Raw genomic sequence first — 19,943 nt, forward strand, 5'->3', positions numbered from 1 at the left:
ATTATTTTGAGAAATATTTTCTCTCCCTTTTTCAACTCTCGTCGTTTTCCTTTACCAGACTTTTAAGAACTTTTTCGCTATTTAAGCGGCTGCAAATATAAGAACTTTAATTCCTAAACTGCAAATCTTTTTTCGTTTATTTTTTAATTGTTTTTTACCAAGATTACTCAGTGTTTACAATACTTACAAACGGTTCAAAGATCAACGCCTCTCTCTTAAAGCGAGTGCAAATATAGACTTTATATTCCCAACTTTCCTAATGATTTTTTTAAGTTTATTTGAATTAATCCTTAAGCGACTGACTGACAGTAAATATTATTTGAAAAAAGATTTCCCAGGGGAATAATTCTAACAATTACGCGCTGTTGGGAGCCTATGTATTACACAAATAATCAAAAAAGAAAAGGATGGACTCGCGTCTACCCTTTTAAAAAAGAAAATCAATTCTCATGTATGTATTATTTTAGCTTTATAGGCTATCTCAAATTAAAAAACACTCAGAATAAAATCTTAAGTCTTGAATATGAGAACAGAAGCGTATAAACCGTACTGTTTATCGTCCATGTTTCTTCATCCAGGGGAAAGTTTGGTCATTAAACTTACCAAATTCTTTTGCTGTTAGGTCATCCATCTTCATTCGATAAACCTCAACATTTTTAACTGCAGGAGAGTTATAAGTGAACTTTCTATCGGTAAATTGGGCCATCATTGAATTTAAAGCATCTACTTTCTGATCGTAATCATTAATAAACTCTATAGTACCTCGAGCAATTATACTTTTACCTTTTACTCTATAACTACATGCCACTTCTACATTTTGATATGCTAATACCGTATCGGTACAAAATGTTAGGCAGGCATCAGGGTTCTTTTTTAATGAATCAATCAGCAATCCAAAGCTAGCTCCATGTAAATAGATATAACCATCTAGGTAACCAAAATTCATTGGTACTACATAAGGTCTTCCCTCAGTATCGATAACCCCTAAATGACAAAGATCGCATGATTTTATAATTTCGTCAATCTGCCCCTGATCTTCTATAAATACAGTCTTCATAAGTATATTCGTTTTATTGAAGCTAGTATCTTAAAAATACCAGCCTATATATCGTCAATTAAAATACAGTCCTATTCCCTAATTCTTTTGATATAGCATTCTTAATTTGATCAAGGACCATTTTTTGTTTCATCAACTCCATCAATCGATCAGAATCGCCAGTTTCCTGAACTTTTTGCATTTCTTGTACCACTTCTTCAATCAGAAGTTTCACCTTTTTGCCTTTATATTCATTTACAATTTTGGGAACAATCTCCTTCAACTTCATCTCCTCTGATTCGATATAACTATCCTTACGGGTCCACATCCCACTCAATTGGTGGGGCTCACTCATAATATCAGCAGCAAGCTGAACGATTTTAGAATCGGTATGATCTCTAAAAAAGGTTTTAGATTCGAAATTCGGATCTAGCTTATTTTTCATGTATTCATCAAATACTTGCTGGTAAGCTCCATTTACAGAGGTTAACTCATCACGTTCAAGTTCATCGACAATATAGTTACCAACCAGAATTATCTCTTCCTCACCCTGTTCATTCTTCTGAGTGAACAGTTCCTCTTTCCCAAAATTAAGTAATAAACGAATCAGGGCTCTTTCTTCCAAATCACAATCATTATCAGCACGGATAATACTTTGATTGACTATAGAATCTTCTTGTGCCTGAAGTTCAATATTTGAACGTTCTTCATTTTTCCAGGCTTCTTCCTGCAAACGTCCCTTAATCTTATTAATCTCGGTATATAGCACACGTTCATCAACATTTAGAATGTTGCTGCATTCTTTCACGTATACAGAACGAACAATATTATCAGGAATAATGGCGATTGAACGGACAATATCAATAATTAGATTAGCACGCTTCACCGGATCGTTTTTAGCATCTGCTAGAAGCAAATTGGTTTTAAAAACAATAAAGTCGGTTTCGTTCTTCTCTATATATTGTGTCAATTCCGTTGAACCCATCGTTCTTGAAAATGAATCCGGATCTTCCCCATCAGGTAATAAGAGAACCTTTACATTTAGTTCTTGTTCCAAAACCAAATCAATTCCTCGAAGCGAAGCTTTGATACCAGCGGGGTCACCATCATATATAATGGTCATATTATTAGAAAAACGCTTAACCAATCGAATCTGATCAGCAGTTAAGGCTGTTCCTGATGAAGCTACTACATTTTCTATTCCTGCCTGGTGAAATGACAATACATCGGTATAACCTTCAACTAAATAACATTTATCGTTTTGAACAATACTCTTTTTGGCCTGATAGATACCATATAGAATACGACTTTTATGATAAACTTCGGACTCCGGAGAGTTAAGGTATTTAGCCGCTTTGGGATCTTTCTTTAAAATTCGGCCTCCAAAACCAAGTGTTCGACCCGCAATTCCATGTATCGGAAAAATGACTCTCCCTTTAAAACGGTCGATCATTCCTTTTTCTTTATCGATACTTAAACCCGTTTTAACCAGAAATTCCTTTTTATAACCTGACTGAGTTGCTTGCTCCGAAAAAGCATTCCAGCTGTCGAGACAGAAACCAACCTGAAATTTCTTTATAATATCTTCTCGAAAACCACGCTCACGCAGGTAACTCATCCCAACAGCGATACCTTCTTCGCTCTGAAAAAGTTTCTCTGAAAAGTATTTTTGCGCAAAAGAGTTGACAATCATCATACTCTCCCTATCGTTCTTTCTTTGTTCTTGTTCTGGCGACAATTCTTCGTCGACAATATCGATATGATATTTTTTACCAAGATATTTTAAAGCTCCAACATAGTCGAGGTGCTCATGCTCCATCACGAAATTAACCGAGTTTCCACCTTTACCACAACCAAAGCACTTATAAATACCTTTGGCTGGAGAAACGGTGAATGATGGTGATTTTTCATTATGAAAAGGACACAGTCCCAAAAAGTTAACGCCTCGTTTTCGAAGGGTTACGAAATCAGAAACGACTTCGTCAATTTGAGCTGTATCAAAAATTCTTTGTACTGTTGATTGATCAATCATGAAACAAAAATAGGAAAGATGACTTAAATGATTTCTCTATTTCGAAAAAAGATTTCAACAAGAGATTTGTGTTGGTATTCAATATTAATTGTTTCTAAATCGCAACAAATCCACCAATATTGGTTTTCATTAGATAAATGCTTACCAAACACATCTACCTTGATACATATTTTACTACTTTTGCCATCTAAATAACAATCATTTATAATAAACCTATCTTGTTCACTAATAAAGCTTAGGAGATTCCTCATTTTGTTTTATTAGTGTATAAATACAAAAGAAAAAGTATGAAAATTGCAATTGCTTGTGACCACGCTGGATTTCAATATAAAAACCAATTGGTCGAATTTTTCACCCAAATGGGTCATGAAGTTAAAGACTTTGGTTGTCATTCAGAAGATAGCATGGACTATCCTGATACGGCTCATCCTTTGGCTAAAGCTTTAGAAAATAAGGAATTCAACTTCGGATTTACAATTTGTGGAAGTGGTAATGGCATTACAATGACTGCTAATAAATATCAAGGCATTCGTGCGGCACTTTGTTGGACTGCTGAAATTGCAGAACTAGCACGTCAGCATAATAATGCGAATGTTTGTGGGTTGCCAGCTCGATTTATTTCTTACGAAGAAGCAGAAGCTATTGCTAAAACTTTTATTTCAACTGATTTCGAAGGTGGGCGACACCAAAACAGAGTTGACAAAATTGCTGTAAAATAAATATTCCTTTATGATGTCAGGATTTAAGAATCATGATAAATTGAGAATTACAGAGTTAGAGATGCGTTATTAATCTTTTAATTTTCCTATATTTGCCCAGCTGGGTAATTTCTTCTTAATATAAAGAAGTGAAATGACTCAATCATAATACAAGGAAAAAAGCAGATATCGCTTTTTAATTGTCATGTTTAGTGAACTATTATTAGAAAAGAATAAGAATGTTATCGAATACTTGTAAATACGCAATCCGATCAGTTATCTATTTAGCATTACATGCTCAGGATGGTAAAAAAATTGGAATTAAAAAGATATCTGAAGATCTGGACATTCCAACTCCTTTTTTAGGAAAAATTCTTCAAAGCTTAGCTCGTCAAAAACTACTAAGTTCCACCAAAGGACCTCATGGTGGATTTGGTTTAGGTAAGGATCCTATGGAAATTAGCTTGATGAATATCGTTGAGATTGTTGACGGACTTGATATGTTTGAGAATTGTTTAATTGGTATGCGTCCATGTAAAACAGACACTAACAATCAAGCCCCATGTCCGGTTCACGGTCAGTTTGGTGGTATTCGTCAACAGCTATACGATTTGTTTAACGACAGAACTGTTGGTAAACTAATTACAGAAATTGAAGGAACTGAAGAGTATATCAGTTTATAAGATTTTCTTAAGAAAAGAATAATTACAAAAGGGCTTACGATTCAAAAGTAAGTCCTTTTGTTTTTTTAGGATCGGAAACATGAAAACAGAACAAACTCCTCCAGCAACATCCGCGCAAAGATCCCAAATATCACCACTTCTATTAATAAAGTAACGTTCTTGTAATATCTCAATCGCCCCACCATAAATAGCGATCAATAGAAAAGTAAATATTGCAATACTAATTCTATTTAATTTTGTTTGGTATCGTAATTCTGCAATCAAAAATATCCCCATAATAAAGAATAACCCAAAGTGAATGATCTTATCGAAATGAGGGATTTCAATCATGGAGGTATGGGGAAGGCTATCGCCAGGTACTGAGCATAAAACAAAAATAACAATTGCCCAGATAATATTTCGAATAAACAGATTAATACCCATACTATAAATTTACAGTTTTGATTAAGATGATCAACTTCTATATTAAGTTAGCTATAAAGTTGCTGAAGAATTTTCAAAACCCAATAACATTTGCATAAAAAGCCCCTATGTTTAACTTTTTTAAACATAGGGGGCTTTAGGGAGTTTTATAAAATTCTTACAACTTTCGAAGCACTCCTAAGAACGAGATATCACTAGTAACTTTAGGATCACCTTTATACTTAACGGATCCAATACCCGAAATACTCACTTTAAGTTTATCCTCTACATAAACTTTACCTGTTCCAACACCACTAATATCAATTCGAGCTTCACTCGCTTTTAAATCAACTGCATTTACACTACCTGCGCCTGATATATCAATATTTAGTTCTTTAGCCGATCCTTTTAAACTAATTGATGATGCCCCACTATTGTCAATAGAAAGCTTGTTGGCTGTAAGTTCAAGCTTAGCAGAAGATGCTCCATTTATCTCAATTTCGAGCTCATCAAATTTCAAACTGTTTTCATTTTTTAAAGAAATTGCACCACTCGCTTTTATAAAACGTAAGTATTTAAAGCCAATGTATAACTCCATTTTTTTTGTATCGTGAATATCGTCTTCATTTTTAATGTATAAAACTTCATTTCGAACCTCCGTTTTAATGAGATCCTGAACATTTTCATCAGCGACTACTTTAAGACTGCAATTTTCGTCTTGAGTAAGATAGATTGTATATGCACCACTCACTTTAATACCCGAAAAATCGCTTACTTCTCGTACTTCAGTCTTAAGCTTTCCATTTCCTTTAACGCCATCAGCAAAAACGGGTGTACTAATTGCAAAAATCAATAGTAATGCTACAAGACTTGTCATGATATTTCTTAACTTATTCATGCTAAATATTTTTACCCCGAGCAATCGGGCTGAAACAAAAAATCTTTATTTGGTTGGTATCAACTATCTGAAAGACGACATTTTTTAACTAATGTTGCACCATCGTTTCAAATTTGATTTGATACAATATAATAAACTCGCAATCGTTCTGAAATTAACGATCTCATTTTAAAATTCTTAATCAAGTCCATATGTCAGGTATCTATTTTCATATCCCCTTCTGTAAACAGCTCTGTCACTACTGTGCCTTTCATAAAAGCATTAGCCTACAAGCTAAGGAGAGGATGCTGGCTTGTTTAAAAAAAGAACTAGATGACAGAAAAGCTTACCTAGAAGGAAAAAATATTGAGAGTATCTATTTTGGTGGAGGCACGCCATCGGTTTATTCGCCAGAGGAAATTCAATCTTTGATTCTCGAAATTGAAAGACATTTTATTATAAATGACGATGCTGAAATCACTTTAGAAGCTAATCCTGATGACTTAACTCACGACTACCTTAAAGATTTAAAAAAAACTTCAGTCAATCGGCTATCGGTGGGTATTCAATCTTTTCACGATGAAGATTTAATATTGATGAACCGTCGTCATTCTGGCCAACAAGCATATGATGCAATTAAAAGAGCACAAGATTATGGCTTCAATAATATTTCTGTCGATCAAATATATGGTGTACCAGGCTTGACTTTAAAAAAATGGGAAGAGAATCTTAAAAAGGTATTTGAACTGAATATACAGCATATTTCCTCATACCATTTAATGTATGATCCTAATACAGTATTTACTCACAAACTGAAAAAAGGAATTATAAAGGAAGTTGACGAGGAGGTCAGTTTAGCTCAATATAAACTTCTTATTTCTGAATCCAAGAAGCACGGCTTTAAACATTACGAAATATCAAACTTCAGTAAATTAGGTTTAGAATCGAAGCACAATAGTAGCTATTGGCAACAAAAAATGTATTTAGGCTTAGGCCCATCAGCACATTCTTATAATATAAACAGAAGGGAATGGAACATATCCGACAATCTAAAATACATGAATGCAATTGAAAAAGGAGAGGAGTATTCAGAATATGAAGAACTCAGTTTCAACGATAAATTTAATGACTATGTACTAACATCCTTGAGAACCATGTGGGGATTAGATTTAGAAGTCGTGAAAAGTGAGTTTGGTGAGCAATACCATAGAAATTGTCTGGAAAAAGCTGATAAATTTATTGAAAGTGATGATGTGAGGATAGAAAACGGACATATTATTCTTACGGACAAGGGTGTTTTTATCTCAAATGATGTGATGTCAGATTTCTTTTTTATAGAAGATTGAAGACATTTTAAACTCTAAGCCATAACAAATCGTGTACATTATAAAACGTTTAATACCTATAGGCATTCTACTGCTACTTTTTAACCTCACAAGTCAGGCACAAAAAATTGAGTTTGAAAAAGTGAGTGCTAGGAAATTTCAATCCCTAATTTTAAAGGATAACAATCATTTATTAATAGATGTCAGCAGAACTATTGATCATCTGGAAGGTCATATTCCAGGTGCTATATTTGCCGAAACATCTGAAAAATTGTTCTCCATTTTAGATACGATACCTATTTCGCGCCCGATTTTAATTTATTGCAAATATGGAAAACGAAGTCAGAAAGCCAGTTGGTTAATCGCAGAAAAATATCCACATAAGGTTTTCGCCCTTAAAGAAGGGATCGAAAACTGGAAAGCCAGAGGATTTAATGTAACGAACACGGCCAATTCACTAAAAGTTAGATTAACAAAATAGAATTCTCAACCCGTTTACCGATTATTATTCCCTTTTCACCTAAAAGAGTGAAATAATTTTTCAGATACTTCCTATTTTCACATTCAGATAACATCCTTAGAACTATGGATATGAGTTTGTATAAGAAATGATATCCTCATTTTATCATATTCATGCAAAACCAAGGAAACTTTAAGAGGTTTAATAGTTTCCCAAGTTTATATTAGTTTTTATATTTGCCGAATGGAAAGTTTAAAACAAAAAATTTTAGTATCAGCTCACGCCTTATTTTTTCAATGTGGTACGAGAAGCATCTCCATGGATGATATATCTAGAAATCTAAGTATTTCAAAAAAAACACTTTATCAATATTTTAAAAACAAGAATGAATTAATTGAACACGTATTAGAGTGGGATTTAAACAACCCTAGATTCGATTTTCAATCTCAACAACATAAAGATTTAAATGCCATAGACTGCTATTGGAAATTCCATCAATTTGTTCTGGATATTTTAAAAAATCCACATCATTCATTTGAATACGATTTGAATAAATATCATCCGGAGCTTGCTAAAGTATTCAAAGCAAAAAAAATAGATCTATTTAAGGCGGATCTACTTATAAACTTGAATCAAGGTATTGAAGAAGGCTTGTATCGAGATGACTTTAATATCGATATCATCTCAAATCTATTAATTCGTTTTTATCTAAATCATTGGAATAAAGAACTGGAGAGTTATTGTGGAGATGATAAATTTTCAGGAATATTTCATAGAGAATTAACCCTATATCATTTACATGGTATTTGTAGTATAAAAGGTATTGAATACCTGAAGAAAATTTCAGAATAATAAATACTAACTAAAAAGATAATAAATCACCACTAAAATAATGAAACAACAAATGAAGAATATCCTACAAATTGCGAGCATTCTTTTGTTGGTATTTTCAAGTTGGAGCCTGAAAGCCCAAACTGAGAATCTCACAAAATTTAGTTTGCAGGAAGCCCAAAACTATGCTTTAGAAAATTCCTTTATGGTAAAGGGCAACGATTACGACTTAAAAGTGGCTAAGAAAAAAGTGTGGGAAGCGATTTCGACTGGTTTACCTCAAGTAAAAGCAAGCGCTGACTATACAAAAAACCTGGATATTGCAGTAAGTTTATTGCCTGCTGAAATTTTTGGCGGTACAGCTGGTGAATATACTCCTGTGAAGTTCGGACAAACCTATGCGAGTTCTGCTACAATTAATGTTGATCAAAAGATTTTTGATGGTTCATATATTGTAGGACTTGGAGCTGCCAAGGTTTTTGTGCAATTATCTCAAAACACAAAAATAAAATCAGAAATTGAAGTTAAAGATCTTGTAGCACAAGCCTATTATAATGTTTTAATAGCTAGAGAAAATTACAAAACCATTGAAGAGAATGTAACGATCACCAAGAAAACTCATTTCGAAACTAAAGCTTATTACGAAAATGGTTTTCGTGAAGAATTGGATGTCGATCAGGTGATGTTAATGCTTAAGCGCTCTGAAAATCAATTGTCAGATGCTAAAAGAGCAATATCAAATTCTCTTATCATGTTAAAATTTACCATGGGTTATGATATAGAGAAAAAGATTGAGCTTAAAAATGATTTAGAAGCTTTCATAAACCCACTTCTGATTTCTAAAACAGAATCGACCGAATTAGATCTCGAAAATCATATCGACTATAGGATTGTAAGCACTCAGCTTAATGCTCAAAAATTAATCATTAGAAACGAACAATCAGGCTATCTTCCTAATCTTTCAGCTTTTTACAACTATGGTAAAAATACAAGTACTGATGCTTCTAATGTCTATAAAAGCAATGTGCCATGGTTTAAATCATCAATGATTGGCTTAAAAATGAGCATGCCAATTTTCACTGGCTTTAATCGTCGTTCTAAGATTAAACAAGAGAAAATCAACTATAAGAAAATTGAAGATCTTAAATACAATACAGAACAAAGTCTTAAAAAAGATTTGAGCATTTCGTATAACTCATTGATGAATGCTAAAGATAATTACGAAAACGACCTGAAAGGTTTGGAAATTGCCAAACGAATTTACGACAGAACTCTGGTTAAGTTTAACGAAGGAGTTTCCACTAGCACTGAACTTTCGAATAATGAACAACAGTATTTGAATTCTCATTCGGCTTACATTGGATCAACACTTCAGTTATTAAATTCAAAAGTTGCATTCGATAAAGCTTTGGGGAAATTATAGGTTTCCAAACTTTAATATCTAACAATCAATTTACACTTATAAAAAATCAGAATCCTTATTCAAGTTTGAAAACTGATTTTAAAATACAAAAACGATGAAAAAATTTATTATAGCAGGTCTTATTCCATTATTGTTTGCATGTTCTGCCAAAAATGTTGACGAAAATAAAGACAAAACAGAAAAGCTAAAAGAATACAAAACTGAATTGAATCTTTTGAAAGAAAAAATTTCGAAACTTGAATCTGAAGTTAAGAAAGGACCTAAGAAAGAAATTGCTCTAAACGTAAATATTGAAAAATTGAATGTTTCAAAATTTGAGCACTTCATTCAAATTACAGGAAATGTAGAAGCTGATAAAAACATTACCATTCAACCTGAAGCATCAGGAAATATTATTTCAATTGATGTGAAAGAAGGACAGCATGTGAAACAAGGAGATGTGATAGCACAACTAAACTTCTCAAAACTCCAAAACGATATAGATGAATTAAAAACGCAGTTGGCTTTAAGTAAAACTCTATTCGACAGACAAGAACGTTTGTGGAATCAAAAAATTGGTTCTGAAGTTGAATTCCTGACTATTAAATCTAATTTGGAAGCACAAAAAAGTAAACTAAGTGCTCTTGAAGCTCAAAAAGATTTAGCCATTGTTCGTGCTCCATTCGATGGCATTATCGATGAAATTCACCAGAAAAAAGGCGAAATGGCTGGTCCTTCTACCCCACTGGCTCAACTTGTAAATATCAATCGCGTTTACGTTGAAGGCGATGTTTCTGAAACTTATCTGAATTCTATAAAAGCTGGTGGAAATGCTCAATTAGATTTTCCTGCTATTAATTACCAGACTGAAGCACCGATTTACCGTACTTCGAATGTTATAGATCCTGCAAATAGAAGCTTTAAGGTTCGTGTGAATTTAAAAAACCCAGGTCAGATTATTAAACCAAACCTTATCTCAATTATAAAAATTCGCGATTTTGTTCAAAACGAAGCATTAGTCGTGCCTTCTATTATTATTAAGAAAGATTTCGAAGGGAACTACTTGTATATTGCTGAGAAAATGGATAAGAAAATGTTTGCAAAAAAGGTTTACGTTGATGTTTCTAAAACTTACAACAACCTTTCTATGATTGAATCAGGACTTATGTTAGGCGATTTAATTATTACTGAAGGTTTTTCACAAGTCGTTAACGGTACACTTATTAATATTAAATAATTACCGTATTAATAATTTTCGAATTTCATCCCGATCCTATCGGTACACAATAATATAAAGATGAACGATAATACTAAAAACACACCTGCCGAAACTGAACAAAGACAGTTTAAGCCAACCTTCGCAGCCTTAAAGAACAAGAATTCCATTTTTATTCTAACTGGTCTTTTATGTTTGTATGGTTTATTTTCATACATGGGTATGCCAAGGGAGTTATTCCCTGAAGTCGTTATTCCAAATATTTCAATTTCTACACCATATCCAGGTAACTCACCTGTCGATATCGAAAACCTGGTGACAAGACCTATTGAGAAGGAATTAAAATCTTTAAAAAATGTCAAGAAATTATCCTCTGCTTCTTTTGAAGATCTGAGTTTAATTATAGTAGAGTTTAATACAGATATTGAAGTTAAACAAGCTTTACAAGACACAAAAGATAAAGTTGATAAAGCATTAAGTGACTTACCTGATGATTTACCAAGCGATCCAGTTGTTGCAGATATTGATATGGCTGATTTTCCCATTCTGAATGTTAACTTATCTGGAGATTACGGCTTAGATGACTTAAAGCATTTTGCTGAAGAACTACAAGACAAATTTGAATCATTAGCTGAAGTTTCAGAAGCTGACATTAAGGGTATTGATGAGCGTGAAATTAAAATCAACGCTGATTTGCACAAAATGGAAGCCAACGGTATTGCTTTTAAAGATATAGAAACAGCAATAGGTGACGAAAATGTAACCATGAGTGCGGGTACTTTAATTACCGATAATACACGTAGAAGTATTCGCACATCGGCCGACTACACCTCAATGAAACAGATTGAAAATACCATTGTAAAAGTCACAAATAATAAAGTAGTCTACCTTAAAGATGTCGCCGAAGTTGTTGATGGGTATGAAGAGCTTTCTTCAATTTCCCGTTTAAATAACAACCCAGTAGTTTCACTTTCGTTGAGTAAGAAAAGTGGCGAAAATCTTCTGGCAGCTACCGATCAGATTTATAAGATTATTGCTGAGCTTAAAGAAAGTGGATTCTTACCAGAGGGCTTAACCGTAACAGTTACCAACGATACTTCTGAAGATGTTCGTGGTATGATTAGTGATTTGGAGAATTCTATTATCATGGGTATGATTTTAGTTGTTCTTATTCTGTATTTATTTATGGGATTAAGAAATGCATTATTTTCTGGTTTAGCTATTCCTATGTCGATGTTTATCTCAATGATAGTTCTAAGTCAAATGGGATATACCATTAATCAGATGATTCTTTTTTCTCTGATTCTGGCCTTAGGGATGTTGGTTGATAATGCCATTGTCGTCGTCGAGAATGTTTATCGACTCCACGAAGAAGGCCTCCCTCCTCTCGAGGCAACTAAAAGAGGAGTGAGTGAAATTGCTGGCCCAATCATATCGTCAACAGCAACAACTGTTGCAGCCTTTTTCCCTCTATTAATGTGGGGTGGCATTATGGGAGAGTTCATGAAATATCTGCCAATTACTTTGATTATTGTTCTGACATCATCATTATTTGTTGCTTTAATTCTGAATCCAGTCTTTACAGCAACTTTTGTTAAGATTGATAACATTAAAGCAAAATTGAAATACAAAAGGGTTATTACAATTGCTTCTATTATTATCGCAATTTCAATACCTTTCTATATTGCTACAAGTTATTTCGTTGCTAATATTTTAGTTTGTATCGCAATTGTCATGCTATTTAATTTATTAGCATTAAGACCTTTTGCGCGTTGGTTCCAATTAAAAATGTTGGTAACACTTGAAAATGTATACGAGAATAGTTTGCGATTTGCTCTTAAAGGCTACCGTCCTCTACTTTTCTTTTTTGCCACATTTGTATTAATGGTCGGATCAATATCTTTCTATTTTGGAAGTGACCCTGTTGTTGTTTTCTTTCCAGATAATGATCCTAAATCTGTTTATGTAACAATGGAATTGCCTTTGGGAACTGATATTCATAAAACAGATGAGATTTCTGGAAGAGTAGAGAAAATTGTCAAGAATACTCTTGAGCCTTATCAGGATATAATCCGTTCTGTAGCAACCAATGTTGGATCAGGTAAAGGTGGTATGTTTGAATCAAGTCGCGCTGCAAACAAGTCTTTAACGACAGTTTCTTTTGTTGAATTTAAAGATAGAAAAGGACACAGTACATCTGAAATTATGAAACTCATATCTAAAAATCTTAATGGGTTTGTTGGTGCGAAGATATTTGTTGAAAAAGATGATAGTGGACCTCCAGTTGGAAATCCAATTAACTTAGAAGTTTCTGGTGATGATTTTGAAGAGTTATTGACTATTTCAAATGACATCAAACAAATGCTTGATGCTGATAAAATTCCAGGTATTGAAGAGTTAAAATTAGATTTGGATCAGGGAAAACCTGAAATGTTGATTAATATCGATAGAGATAAGGTTCGTCGATTTGGTTTATCAACCAGTCAAGTTGCAAGTGCACTTCGTAATTCACTATATGGTTTAGAGGTTTCTAAATTTAAGGATGGTGAGGATGAGTTTGATATCATGCTACGTTTAAGCGATAAATATCGATACGATGTTCCAGCTCTAATGAATCAAAAAATTTCTCTGATGAGTCCTGTAAATAATAAATTTATACAGATCCCTATTTCATCGGTTGCTTCCTATAAATATGGATCAACATATGAACGAATCAACCGTATAGAAAACAAACGTGTTGTAACTATTTATTCTAATGTTGTTGAAGGATTTAATGCCAATGTTATTAATACTCGTATTAGAGAGTTAATGGCTGACTACAATATGCCCAAGTCTTATTCATTTAAACTAACGGGTGAGCAAGAAGAACAAGATGAGACATCAGCCTTCCTGGCGGAAGCTCTTATGATTGCTTTAGCATTGATTACATTAATCTTAGTAACTCAATTTAACTCAGCTGTTAAGCCTTTAATCATCATGATTACAGTTCTTTTTAGTACCATTGGTGTATTCCTTGGTTTAGGTACTTTCCAAATGCCATTCGTTATTTTAATGACAGGTATTGGTATTATATCTCTGGCAGGTATTGTGGTTAATAACGGAATTGTTCTGGTCGATTATATCGATTTGCTAAGAAAAGAGAAAAAAGCGAATACCGACTTAGAAGGTAGAAAATATTTGACACCACAACAAGAAATTGATTGTATTGCTCAAGCAGGTAAAACGCGTTTACGTCCGGTTTTGCTTACAGCTATTACAACAGTATTAGGCTTATTACCACTTGCAGTTGGTATGAATTTTAATTTCTTAACCCTTTTTAGTGAATTCGATCCACAACTATCATTCGGTAGTGATAGTACTGCATTTTGGGGACCAATGTCCTGGACTGTGATTTTCGGTTTAACCGTTGCCACTTTCCTTACATTGATTATTGCACCTGTGATGTTTAGAATTTCAACTCAGGTTGAACACAGACTTTATCGTTTAGCTGAAAAAAGACAAAAATAAGTCTATATAGAATAAAAAGAAATGCCCAAAACTCGTTTGAGTTTTGGGCATTTTATATTCTAGTAGATTATAAATCCAATATTAAAACTTCTGGTAACATTTAACCCAATCAATTTCCATAACTGAATTGATATCCGACTTTGGATTAATAACACCCGAACTCAGAATAAGATACATAGGATCTTGAGGAATATTTTCAGTTTGAGTGTAAACAACCACATCGTTTATTTTCCAAACTAATTTATTTGGAGCCCACTCTAAAGAATAAATGAAAAAATCATTTGTCCAGTCTAGACCTTTAATTTTTGCTTGCTTAACCAAAGGTTTCTCTTCAGATCCTGTAATTTGCCCTGGAAATAATTTTCCACAACTACCAGTTCTTGCAATATCAATATGTGGTAAGCTTGTATCGGAAAGCATCCAGAATGCATGCATCACATTTTTAATATCACTCACTTTAATTTTAGCTTCGAATAAACCATATTTCTGACGGAAAGATTTCCCTGTACTAATTAAGGCTGAAGTATAATCAAACTCAGTTGGTATAAAACCAAATTTTGCATCCCATACTTTGCCTTGAGCTTTCTCTTTTCGAGTTTCAAGTCGAGCTACAGAGTCTGATATTTTGATATTCTTTTCAGAAAAAATATGAGCATCGCTTGGTAAAGCGTAATCATCATTCATTAATACATCACCCCAATAATAACGAGTCATCCATTTGTCCTTATCTAGCTCAGTACCTTCAAAATCTTCAAAAAAAGTCAATTCCCATTCTTTAACCAAATGAAAATCGTTCTTCTTTTTGAATTGAAAATATTTTTTTAATGATTCTGTTTCACTCAATTCTTTATAAGTAATCAATTTATTGAAAGCCTCTGATTTTTCAAATCGCTTCTTATCTAACAAATAATCCTTTTCTGATACAAATTCTTCAGAAGCTAATTCGGTTTTCAAATCTTCAATCTCCTGCAATAGATTTGAAGCTAAAACCTCAAAGTAAATTTTATGCTTATTTGAGTGTTTAAATTTAAAATAAGATCTTATTTCTGATGACTTTTTTAAACTCTTATAAAGTAACCAAGTTTCTTTATCTTCTTTTTTTGTCAGTTTCCCAGAGTTAACATCAGCTTGTAATTCCATATATCTTACAAGATCTTCTGACTCTTTCATTTTTTCAAAAGATAAAAGTTCAGATCCATCGTTAACAGACGAATAAATTTTATAGCGTTTCGATTTTAAAAGACGCTTAAGCTCCTTTTCTTTTCTTTCCAGCTCACTACCTTTAAAGCTTTTAGCTTCAATTTGTTTTCTATTTTGTTTAAAATCTTCGGAATTAACCTCTTTTTCAAGTTCTATATATTTCTGTAAATCCTCAGAATCTTCAAAAGCAATAAATTCTTCGTGGTCGTTCAAAAGCTGATTTTTTCTTTCTTCAAGTATTGAAGTATTTGCTGCTTTTCGAAGTTTAGATGAAAGGAATAAAGCCATATTTTATGCTATTTGATGTTAAGAATGAAGTCCGAATTTAATCATTTCTTATAAATACTCAATTTATTGAGAGAATGATTCAGTAGTATGAAAAAAGTATTTGTTCTAATTTCAAAAAATGTAGTGCCTAAATTACAAACTTTTAAGTCCAAATATAGAAATCTTATTTATTGCTTAACAAAGTTGAAAGTAATACTTCCCACTTGCTTGATAGGACTTTTATTATCTGCATTAAATCGAGATCGATAAGCCGCATTCAAAGCAGCTTCGTATAGGTTTTCATCTCTGGTATCCGATTCTTTTTCAAGAACCTTAGCTTTTATCACCTTACCTTGTCGACTCACCGTAATTTCTACGCGAACCCTACCCGAATTTTCACATTTAAAAACTGGAATCGGCAGAATTAATTTATGTCGTCCACTCAAGCTATAAAAAACACTACTCGGTCCACTATACTCTATATTTTTTAGCGAATCTAATTTTAATTGCTCTTTGCGTTCTTTAGCTACTTGAGCACTATCACGCTTGAATGCATCGATATCTTTTTGACTAGCACCATATTCATTAGATTCATAACCATCCAACTCTTGTTTGATATCATCAATCATTTTATCGATATCCTGCGCTGTTCGTTCTCTCCTATTCTCAGTTTTTAAATCCTGATTGACTGCTATTGACTTTAGCATTTCATCAACACTACTGGATATTTTATCTTTTTGTTTCTCAACTTTATCTTCCTCAACCCGTTTGTTTTCCTGTTCTATTTGTTGCACAATATCATCAGGAATGGCTAAGGTAATTTCAGTTTCTACGAAACGCATGGGTGAATTAAGCTTAAATAATAACAAAATAATAAGTAAGACCATATGAAAAGCCAAAGTTCCCATTAATCCGTAACGATTACGATTTAAGTAGTCCTTCAATTCCTCCCAGGCACTTATATTTGAGCTGTATTGATTTTCTTTATTTAATTCTGACTTAGCCACCAATTCTATTAATTCTGATTAAGATTTAAAATCAAACAAAGCTATCAAGATTAGTTGAAATAGGCAATTTTGATAAAAATGATATCAAGCCTCTTTTAAATATATTATAAGTAAAAACTCTTCCTATCAATACAATAATATGATTATCAATAAGGTGCTAAAAGTGCGTTTATCAGGGCATTACCAACAAAACCATTTTTTTTATTTAAATAATATTTTTAAATTATGGCTAATAATAAGTCTTTTAACGATGAAAAGGGCTTGAAACTTATTTCATATGCCACCTAAAACACGTTATAAAAAATGGAATGCATACAGGTATTATATAACAAGTACGTGGTGGGACTTTTTAAACCTATTTTTCCCTCTAAACTGTGCAGCTTGTGGTAATTATTTATTTAAAGGTGAAAAGGTTATTTGTACATCTTGTCTCTTTCAATTACCTAAAACAAACTTTCATTTTCATAAAGAAAATCCCATTTTTGAAATTTTCATAGGCCGTGTTAAAATTAATAATGCCACCGCATTTTTTACTTTTAATAAAGGCAGTAAATATCAAAAACTCATACACAAACTAAAATACAATAGACAAGCTGAAATAGGTATTGAACTTGGAAGGCATTTTGGAAATACCTTAATGAATTCAGATGAGTATAGAGATATTGATTTCATCATACCTGTCCCACTCCATCCAAAAAAGAAAAAAGCGAGAACCTACAATCAATCAGAAATGATTGCAAAAGGCATGGCAGAAGTAATGAATTCTAAATTACTTGTCGATGTACTCGTAAGAAATATTCATTCGGAATCGCAAACTAAAAAAGATAAAATTGAAAGATGGCTAAATGTAAAAAATGTGTTTGCTTTAAAATCTTCAGAACAAATAAAAAATAAACATGTTTTATTAGTGGATGATGTGGTCACAACTGGCGCTACTCTCGAAGCGTGCGCTCAAAGGTTATTAGAAACAGATCAAATCAAAGTCAGTATCGCTTGTCTGGCTCAAGCCTAAATTGACATTATTGCATAAAAAAACCTTAATTTATTTTTAATCTTTATATAAATTAAGGTTTTCAATTATTTACCCAGGAAAATCTACTCGTTATCTACAAATTTATAACCGACACCTTTCACCGTTTTTATCAAATTATCACCTAATTTTTCTCTTAATTTTCGAATATGAACATCAATTGTTCTATCACCAACAATAATATTTTCTCCCCAAACGCCATTATAAATTTCCTCTCGAGTGAAAACTCTTTGTGGACGAGATGATAATAAACACAACAATTCAAATTCTTTTCGAGGTAAAGAAAGCTCTTCATTATCTTTTAAAACCAAATAACGTTCCTTATCAATAGCAATAGGTCCAATTTGCTTTATAGTATTTTCTTCATTCTGTGCAGTTGCATTAGATCGATTAGAACGTTTCAACATGGCTTTAATTCGAGATATTAAAACTTTAGGTTTAATTGGTTTACTAATATAGTCATCTGCTCCAGCATCGAAACCAGCAATTTGAGAATAATCTTCACTTCTCGCTGTTAAAAATGTAATCAAAACATCTGAAAAATCAGGCATTTCTCTCAATTTATCACAAGTTTCAATCCCATCCATTTCGGGCATCATTACATCTAAAATAATCAGATGGGGTCGGAATTTTTTCGCAATTTCTATACTTTCAATCCCATTACTAGCTGTTTCAACCTGGAATCCTTCCTTCCTAATATTATAACTTAAGAATTCTAAAATGTCTGGTTCATCATCGACAAGTAAAATTTTATAGTCACTATTTTCCATATCAAATATTTTAGATGCTTAAGTATTTGTTGCCTTATTTAGTGTGAACGAAAAACTGGTGCCTTCACCATAAGTGCTACTCACATTAATGCTTTGCTCATGAGCATCAATAATATGCTTGACGATAGCCAAACCTAATCCTGATCCCCCCATATTTCTCGATCTACTTTTATCTACTCGATAAAAACGTTCAAATATTCTAGGTAAATTATCTTTCTCGATACCTATTCCACTATCTCTGACTTCAATCAAATATTTATCGCCCATCTCCATCACTTCAATATGTGTTTTACCACCTTGCTTTCCATATTTTATGGAATTTACAACGAGATTAACCATGGCTTGAAATATTTCTTTTTTATCCGCATTTACATATATTGGAATAGCATTTGCTTGAGAAAATACAACTTTAATTTTATGCTTTTGCGCACGCATTTCTTGTGTTTCCACAACCTCATTTATCAAATCAATAATATTAAATCGTTCAGGTATCAATTTTAACTCTCCATATTCAAGCTTCGAAATAGATTCAAGATCTTTAACAATCCCAATCATTCTATTAATACTCTTCTCTGTTCTTTCAAGATATAATCGATTAATATTTTTATCTTCCAAACCACCATCAAGTAGTGTTAAAATATAACCTTGAATATTAAAAATAGGTGTCTTTAATTCATGAGATACATTTCCAATAAACTCTTTTCGGTATTCTTCCTGGCGTTTCATTTGCATGAGTAATGAGCCACGTCCTTCACTCCACTCTCTAACTTCTTTTTCAGCTTCATAAATAATATCAATCGTCTTCACTTTGTCAACAAATTCCCTATCTATAAATTGAGTATCATGAATTGTTTTATAAAGGATTCTAATTTTTGAGTATAAAAATCGGCGAATTAAATAGCGAGATATGAGAAACATGAAACCGCTTAAAAGAACCAAGCTGGTGAAAAGTACCAAAGCTTTATCTTCGATATATGTGTAAAGTAAAAATTCAATTAAGATGATAATAGCACTGGAAAGTGTCATCAATAAATTGACTTTTTTAGAAGATATTATTTGCATAAATGAGTCTAAAATCAGATTAATGTCAATATAAAATAAAGATAATATTAAGAATCTTTTCTGACACAAATATTAGAATTAATAAATGAGCATTTGCATTTGTTATATTAAGTAATGGTTAAGATTATATTATTTAAA

18 protein-coding genes are annotated in these 19,943 nt (G+C 32.6%); 9 read left to right on the top strand and 9 right to left on the bottom strand.

Features of this window, described 5'->3' with window-relative positions:
• Positions 1-553: 553 nt before the first annotated feature.
• Genes DWB61_RS00005 through DWB61_RS00015 form a run of 3 tightly spaced genes read right to left on the bottom strand, consistent with a single transcriptional unit; the run spans position 554 to position 3,319 of the window.
• The gene (locus DWB61_RS00005) at positions 554-1,057 is read right to left on the bottom strand and encodes a pyridoxamine 5'-phosphate oxidase family protein (protein ID WP_125028683.1); all 504 of its coding nucleotides are present in this window, start codon (positions 1,055-1,057) and stop codon (positions 554-556) included.
• Positions 1,058-1,115: 58 nt separating this feature from the next.
• Positions 1,116-3,068: a DNA primase gene (gene dnaG / locus DWB61_RS00010; protein ID WP_125028685.1), complete on the bottom strand. Its 1,953-nt coding sequence runs from the start codon at positions 3,066-3,068 to the stop codon at positions 1,116-1,118.
• Positions 3,069-3,091: 23 nt separating this feature from the next.
• Positions 3,092-3,319: a hypothetical protein gene (locus DWB61_RS00015; RefSeq protein ID WP_125028686.1), complete on the bottom strand. Its 228-nt coding sequence runs from the start codon at positions 3,317-3,319 to the stop codon at positions 3,092-3,094.
• A gap of 36 nt (positions 3,320-3,355) precedes the next feature.
• Here DWB61_RS00015 and rpiB point away from each other — a divergent pair, with 36 nt between their 5' ends.
• Both rpiB and DWB61_RS00025 read left to right on the top strand, forming a co-directional pair.
• Positions 3,356-3,787 carry a ribose 5-phosphate isomerase B gene (gene rpiB, locus DWB61_RS00020; RefSeq protein ID WP_125028688.1) on the top strand — a complete coding sequence of 144 codons (432 nt, stop codon included), beginning with the start codon at positions 3,356-3,358 and terminating at the stop codon, positions 3,785-3,787.
• Positions 3,788-4,005: 218 nt separating this feature from the next.
• Complete coding sequence (locus DWB61_RS00025) at positions 4,006-4,449, top strand: RrF2 family transcriptional regulator (protein WP_125028690.1); 444 nt, start codon at positions 4,006-4,008, stop codon at positions 4,447-4,449.
• Here the strand turns inward: DWB61_RS00025 and DWB61_RS00030 are convergent.
• Positions 4,444-4,872, bottom strand: a complete 429-nt coding sequence (locus tag DWB61_RS00030) for a VanZ family protein (RefSeq protein ID WP_125028692.1) — start codon at positions 4,870-4,872, stop codon at positions 4,444-4,446. The genes DWB61_RS00025 and DWB61_RS00030 overlap by 6 nt on opposite strands.
• Positions 4,873-5,029: 157 nt before the next feature.
• Positions 5,030-5,749 carry a head GIN domain-containing protein gene (locus tag DWB61_RS00035; RefSeq protein WP_125028694.1) on the bottom strand — a complete coding sequence of 240 codons (720 nt, stop codon included), beginning with the start codon at positions 5,747-5,749 and terminating at the stop codon, positions 5,030-5,032.
• A 191-nt stretch (positions 5,750-5,940) separates the two neighbouring features.
• Between DWB61_RS00035 and hemW the strand changes: the two genes are divergently transcribed.
• The 6 genes from hemW (at position 5,941) to DWB61_RS00065 (ending at position 14,469) form a co-directional block, all read left to right on the top strand.
• Positions 5,941-7,074 (top strand): radical SAM family heme chaperone HemW, encoded by a 1,134-nt coding sequence (gene hemW / locus DWB61_RS00040; protein WP_125028696.1) that lies wholly within the window; start codon positions 5,941-5,943, stop codon positions 7,072-7,074.
• A gap of 31 nt (positions 7,075-7,105) precedes the next feature.
• Entirely contained in the window at positions 7,106-7,534 is a 429-nt protein-coding gene (locus DWB61_RS00045) for a rhodanese-like domain-containing protein (protein WP_156190149.1), read from the top strand.
• A 222-nt stretch (positions 7,535-7,756) separates the two neighbouring features.
• On the top strand, positions 7,757-8,365 hold the full coding sequence (locus DWB61_RS00050; protein ID WP_125028699.1) for a TetR/AcrR family transcriptional regulator: 609 nt from the start codon (positions 7,757-7,759) through the stop codon (positions 8,363-8,365).
• A 52-nt stretch (positions 8,366-8,417) separates the two neighbouring features.
• Positions 8,418-9,767, top strand: coding sequence for a TolC family protein (locus DWB61_RS00055; RefSeq protein WP_158614336.1), 1,350 nt, complete (start codon positions 8,418-8,420; stop codon positions 9,765-9,767).
• Between the two features lie 94 nt (positions 9,768-9,861).
• Positions 9,862-10,983 (top strand): efflux RND transporter periplasmic adaptor subunit, encoded by a 1,122-nt coding sequence (locus DWB61_RS00060; protein ID WP_125028702.1) that lies wholly within the window; start codon positions 9,862-9,864, stop codon positions 10,981-10,983.
• A gap of 60 nt (positions 10,984-11,043) precedes the next feature.
• Positions 11,044-14,469, top strand: coding sequence for an efflux RND transporter permease subunit (locus DWB61_RS00065; RefSeq protein ID WP_125028703.1), 3,426 nt, complete (start codon positions 11,044-11,046; stop codon positions 14,467-14,469).
• Between the two features lie 81 nt (positions 14,470-14,550).
• Here DWB61_RS00065 and DWB61_RS00070 read toward each other — a convergent pair whose 3' ends face one another.
• The gene (locus tag DWB61_RS00070) at positions 14,551-15,957 is read right to left on the bottom strand and encodes a glycoside hydrolase family 16 protein (protein WP_125028704.1); all 1,407 of its coding nucleotides are present in this window, start codon (positions 15,955-15,957) and stop codon (positions 14,551-14,553) included.
• A 167-nt stretch (positions 15,958-16,124) separates the two neighbouring features.
• On the bottom strand, positions 16,125-16,943 hold the full coding sequence (locus DWB61_RS00075) for a TonB family protein (protein ID WP_125028706.1): 819 nt from the start codon (positions 16,941-16,943) through the stop codon (positions 16,125-16,127).
• Between the two features lie 277 nt (positions 16,944-17,220).
• Between DWB61_RS00075 and DWB61_RS00080 the strand changes: the two genes are divergently transcribed.
• The gene (locus DWB61_RS00080) at positions 17,221-17,955 is read left to right on the top strand and encodes a ComF family protein (protein ID WP_125028707.1); all 735 of its coding nucleotides are present in this window, start codon (positions 17,221-17,223) and stop codon (positions 17,953-17,955) included.
• A gap of 83 nt (positions 17,956-18,038) precedes the next feature.
• Here the strand turns inward: DWB61_RS00080 and DWB61_RS00085 are convergent, their stop codons facing one another.
• Both DWB61_RS00085 and DWB61_RS00090 read right to left on the bottom strand, forming a co-directional pair.
• Complete coding sequence (locus DWB61_RS00085; RefSeq protein ID WP_125028709.1) at positions 18,039-18,743, bottom strand: response regulator transcription factor; 705 nt, start codon at positions 18,741-18,743, stop codon at positions 18,039-18,041.
• An 18-nt stretch (positions 18,744-18,761) separates the two neighbouring features.
• Positions 18,762-19,769 (bottom strand): sensor histidine kinase, encoded by a 1,008-nt coding sequence (locus DWB61_RS00090; protein WP_225423337.1) that lies wholly within the window; start codon positions 19,767-19,769, stop codon positions 18,762-18,764.
• Positions 19,770-19,943: the final 174 nt, after the last annotated feature.

This window comes from Ancylomarina euxina (assembly GCF_003863355.1).
GTDB classification, from domain to species: Bacteria; Bacteroidota; Bacteroidia; order Bacteroidales; family Marinifilaceae; genus Ancylomarina; species Ancylomarina euxinus.

Coding starts and splice junctions, on each gene's coding strand:
- DWB61_RS00005 (WP_125028683.1), bottom strand. CDS start 1,057: ATGAAGACTGTATTTATAGAAGATCAGGGGCAGATTGACGAAATTATA.
- dnaG (WP_125028685.1), bottom strand. CDS start 3,068: ATGATTGATCAATCAACAGTACAAAGAATTTTTGATACAGCTCAAATT.
- DWB61_RS00015 (WP_125028686.1), bottom strand. CDS start 3,319: ATGAGGAATCTCCTAAGCTTTATTAGTGAACAAGATAGGTTTATTATA.
- rpiB (WP_125028688.1), top strand. CDS start 3,356: ATGAAAATTGCAATTGCTTGTGACCACGCTGGATTTCAATATAAAAAC.
- DWB61_RS00025 (WP_125028690.1), top strand. CDS start 4,006: ATGTTATCGAATACTTGTAAATACGCAATCCGATCAGTTATCTATTTA.
- DWB61_RS00030 (WP_125028692.1), bottom strand. CDS start 4,872: ATGGGTATTAATCTGTTTATTCGAAATATTATCTGGGCAATTGTTATT.
- DWB61_RS00035 (WP_125028694.1), bottom strand. CDS start 5,749: ATGAATAAGTTAAGAAATATCATGACAAGTCTTGTAGCATTACTATTG.
- hemW (WP_125028696.1), top strand. CDS start 5,941: ATGTCAGGTATCTATTTTCATATCCCCTTCTGTAAACAGCTCTGTCAC.
- DWB61_RS00050 (WP_125028699.1), top strand. CDS start 7,757: ATGGAAAGTTTAAAACAAAAAATTTTAGTATCAGCTCACGCCTTATTT.
- DWB61_RS00055 (WP_158614336.1), top strand. CDS start 8,418: ATGAAGAATATCCTACAAATTGCGAGCATTCTTTTGTTGGTATTTTCA.
- DWB61_RS00060 (WP_125028702.1), top strand. CDS start 9,862: ATGAAAAAATTTATTATAGCAGGTCTTATTCCATTATTGTTTGCATGT.
- DWB61_RS00065 (WP_125028703.1), top strand. CDS start 11,044: ATGAACGATAATACTAAAAACACACCTGCCGAAACTGAACAAAGACAG.
- DWB61_RS00070 (WP_125028704.1), bottom strand. CDS start 15,957: ATGGCTTTATTCCTTTCATCTAAACTTCGAAAAGCAGCAAATACTTCA.
- DWB61_RS00080 (WP_125028707.1), top strand. CDS start 17,221: ATGCCACCTAAAACACGTTATAAAAAATGGAATGCATACAGGTATTAT.
- DWB61_RS00085 (WP_125028709.1), bottom strand. CDS start 18,743: ATGGAAAATAGTGACTATAAAATTTTACTTGTCGATGATGAACCAGAC.
- DWB61_RS00090 (WP_225423337.1), bottom strand. CDS start 19,769: ATGACACTTTCCAGTGCTATTATCATCTTAATTGAATTTTTACTTTAC.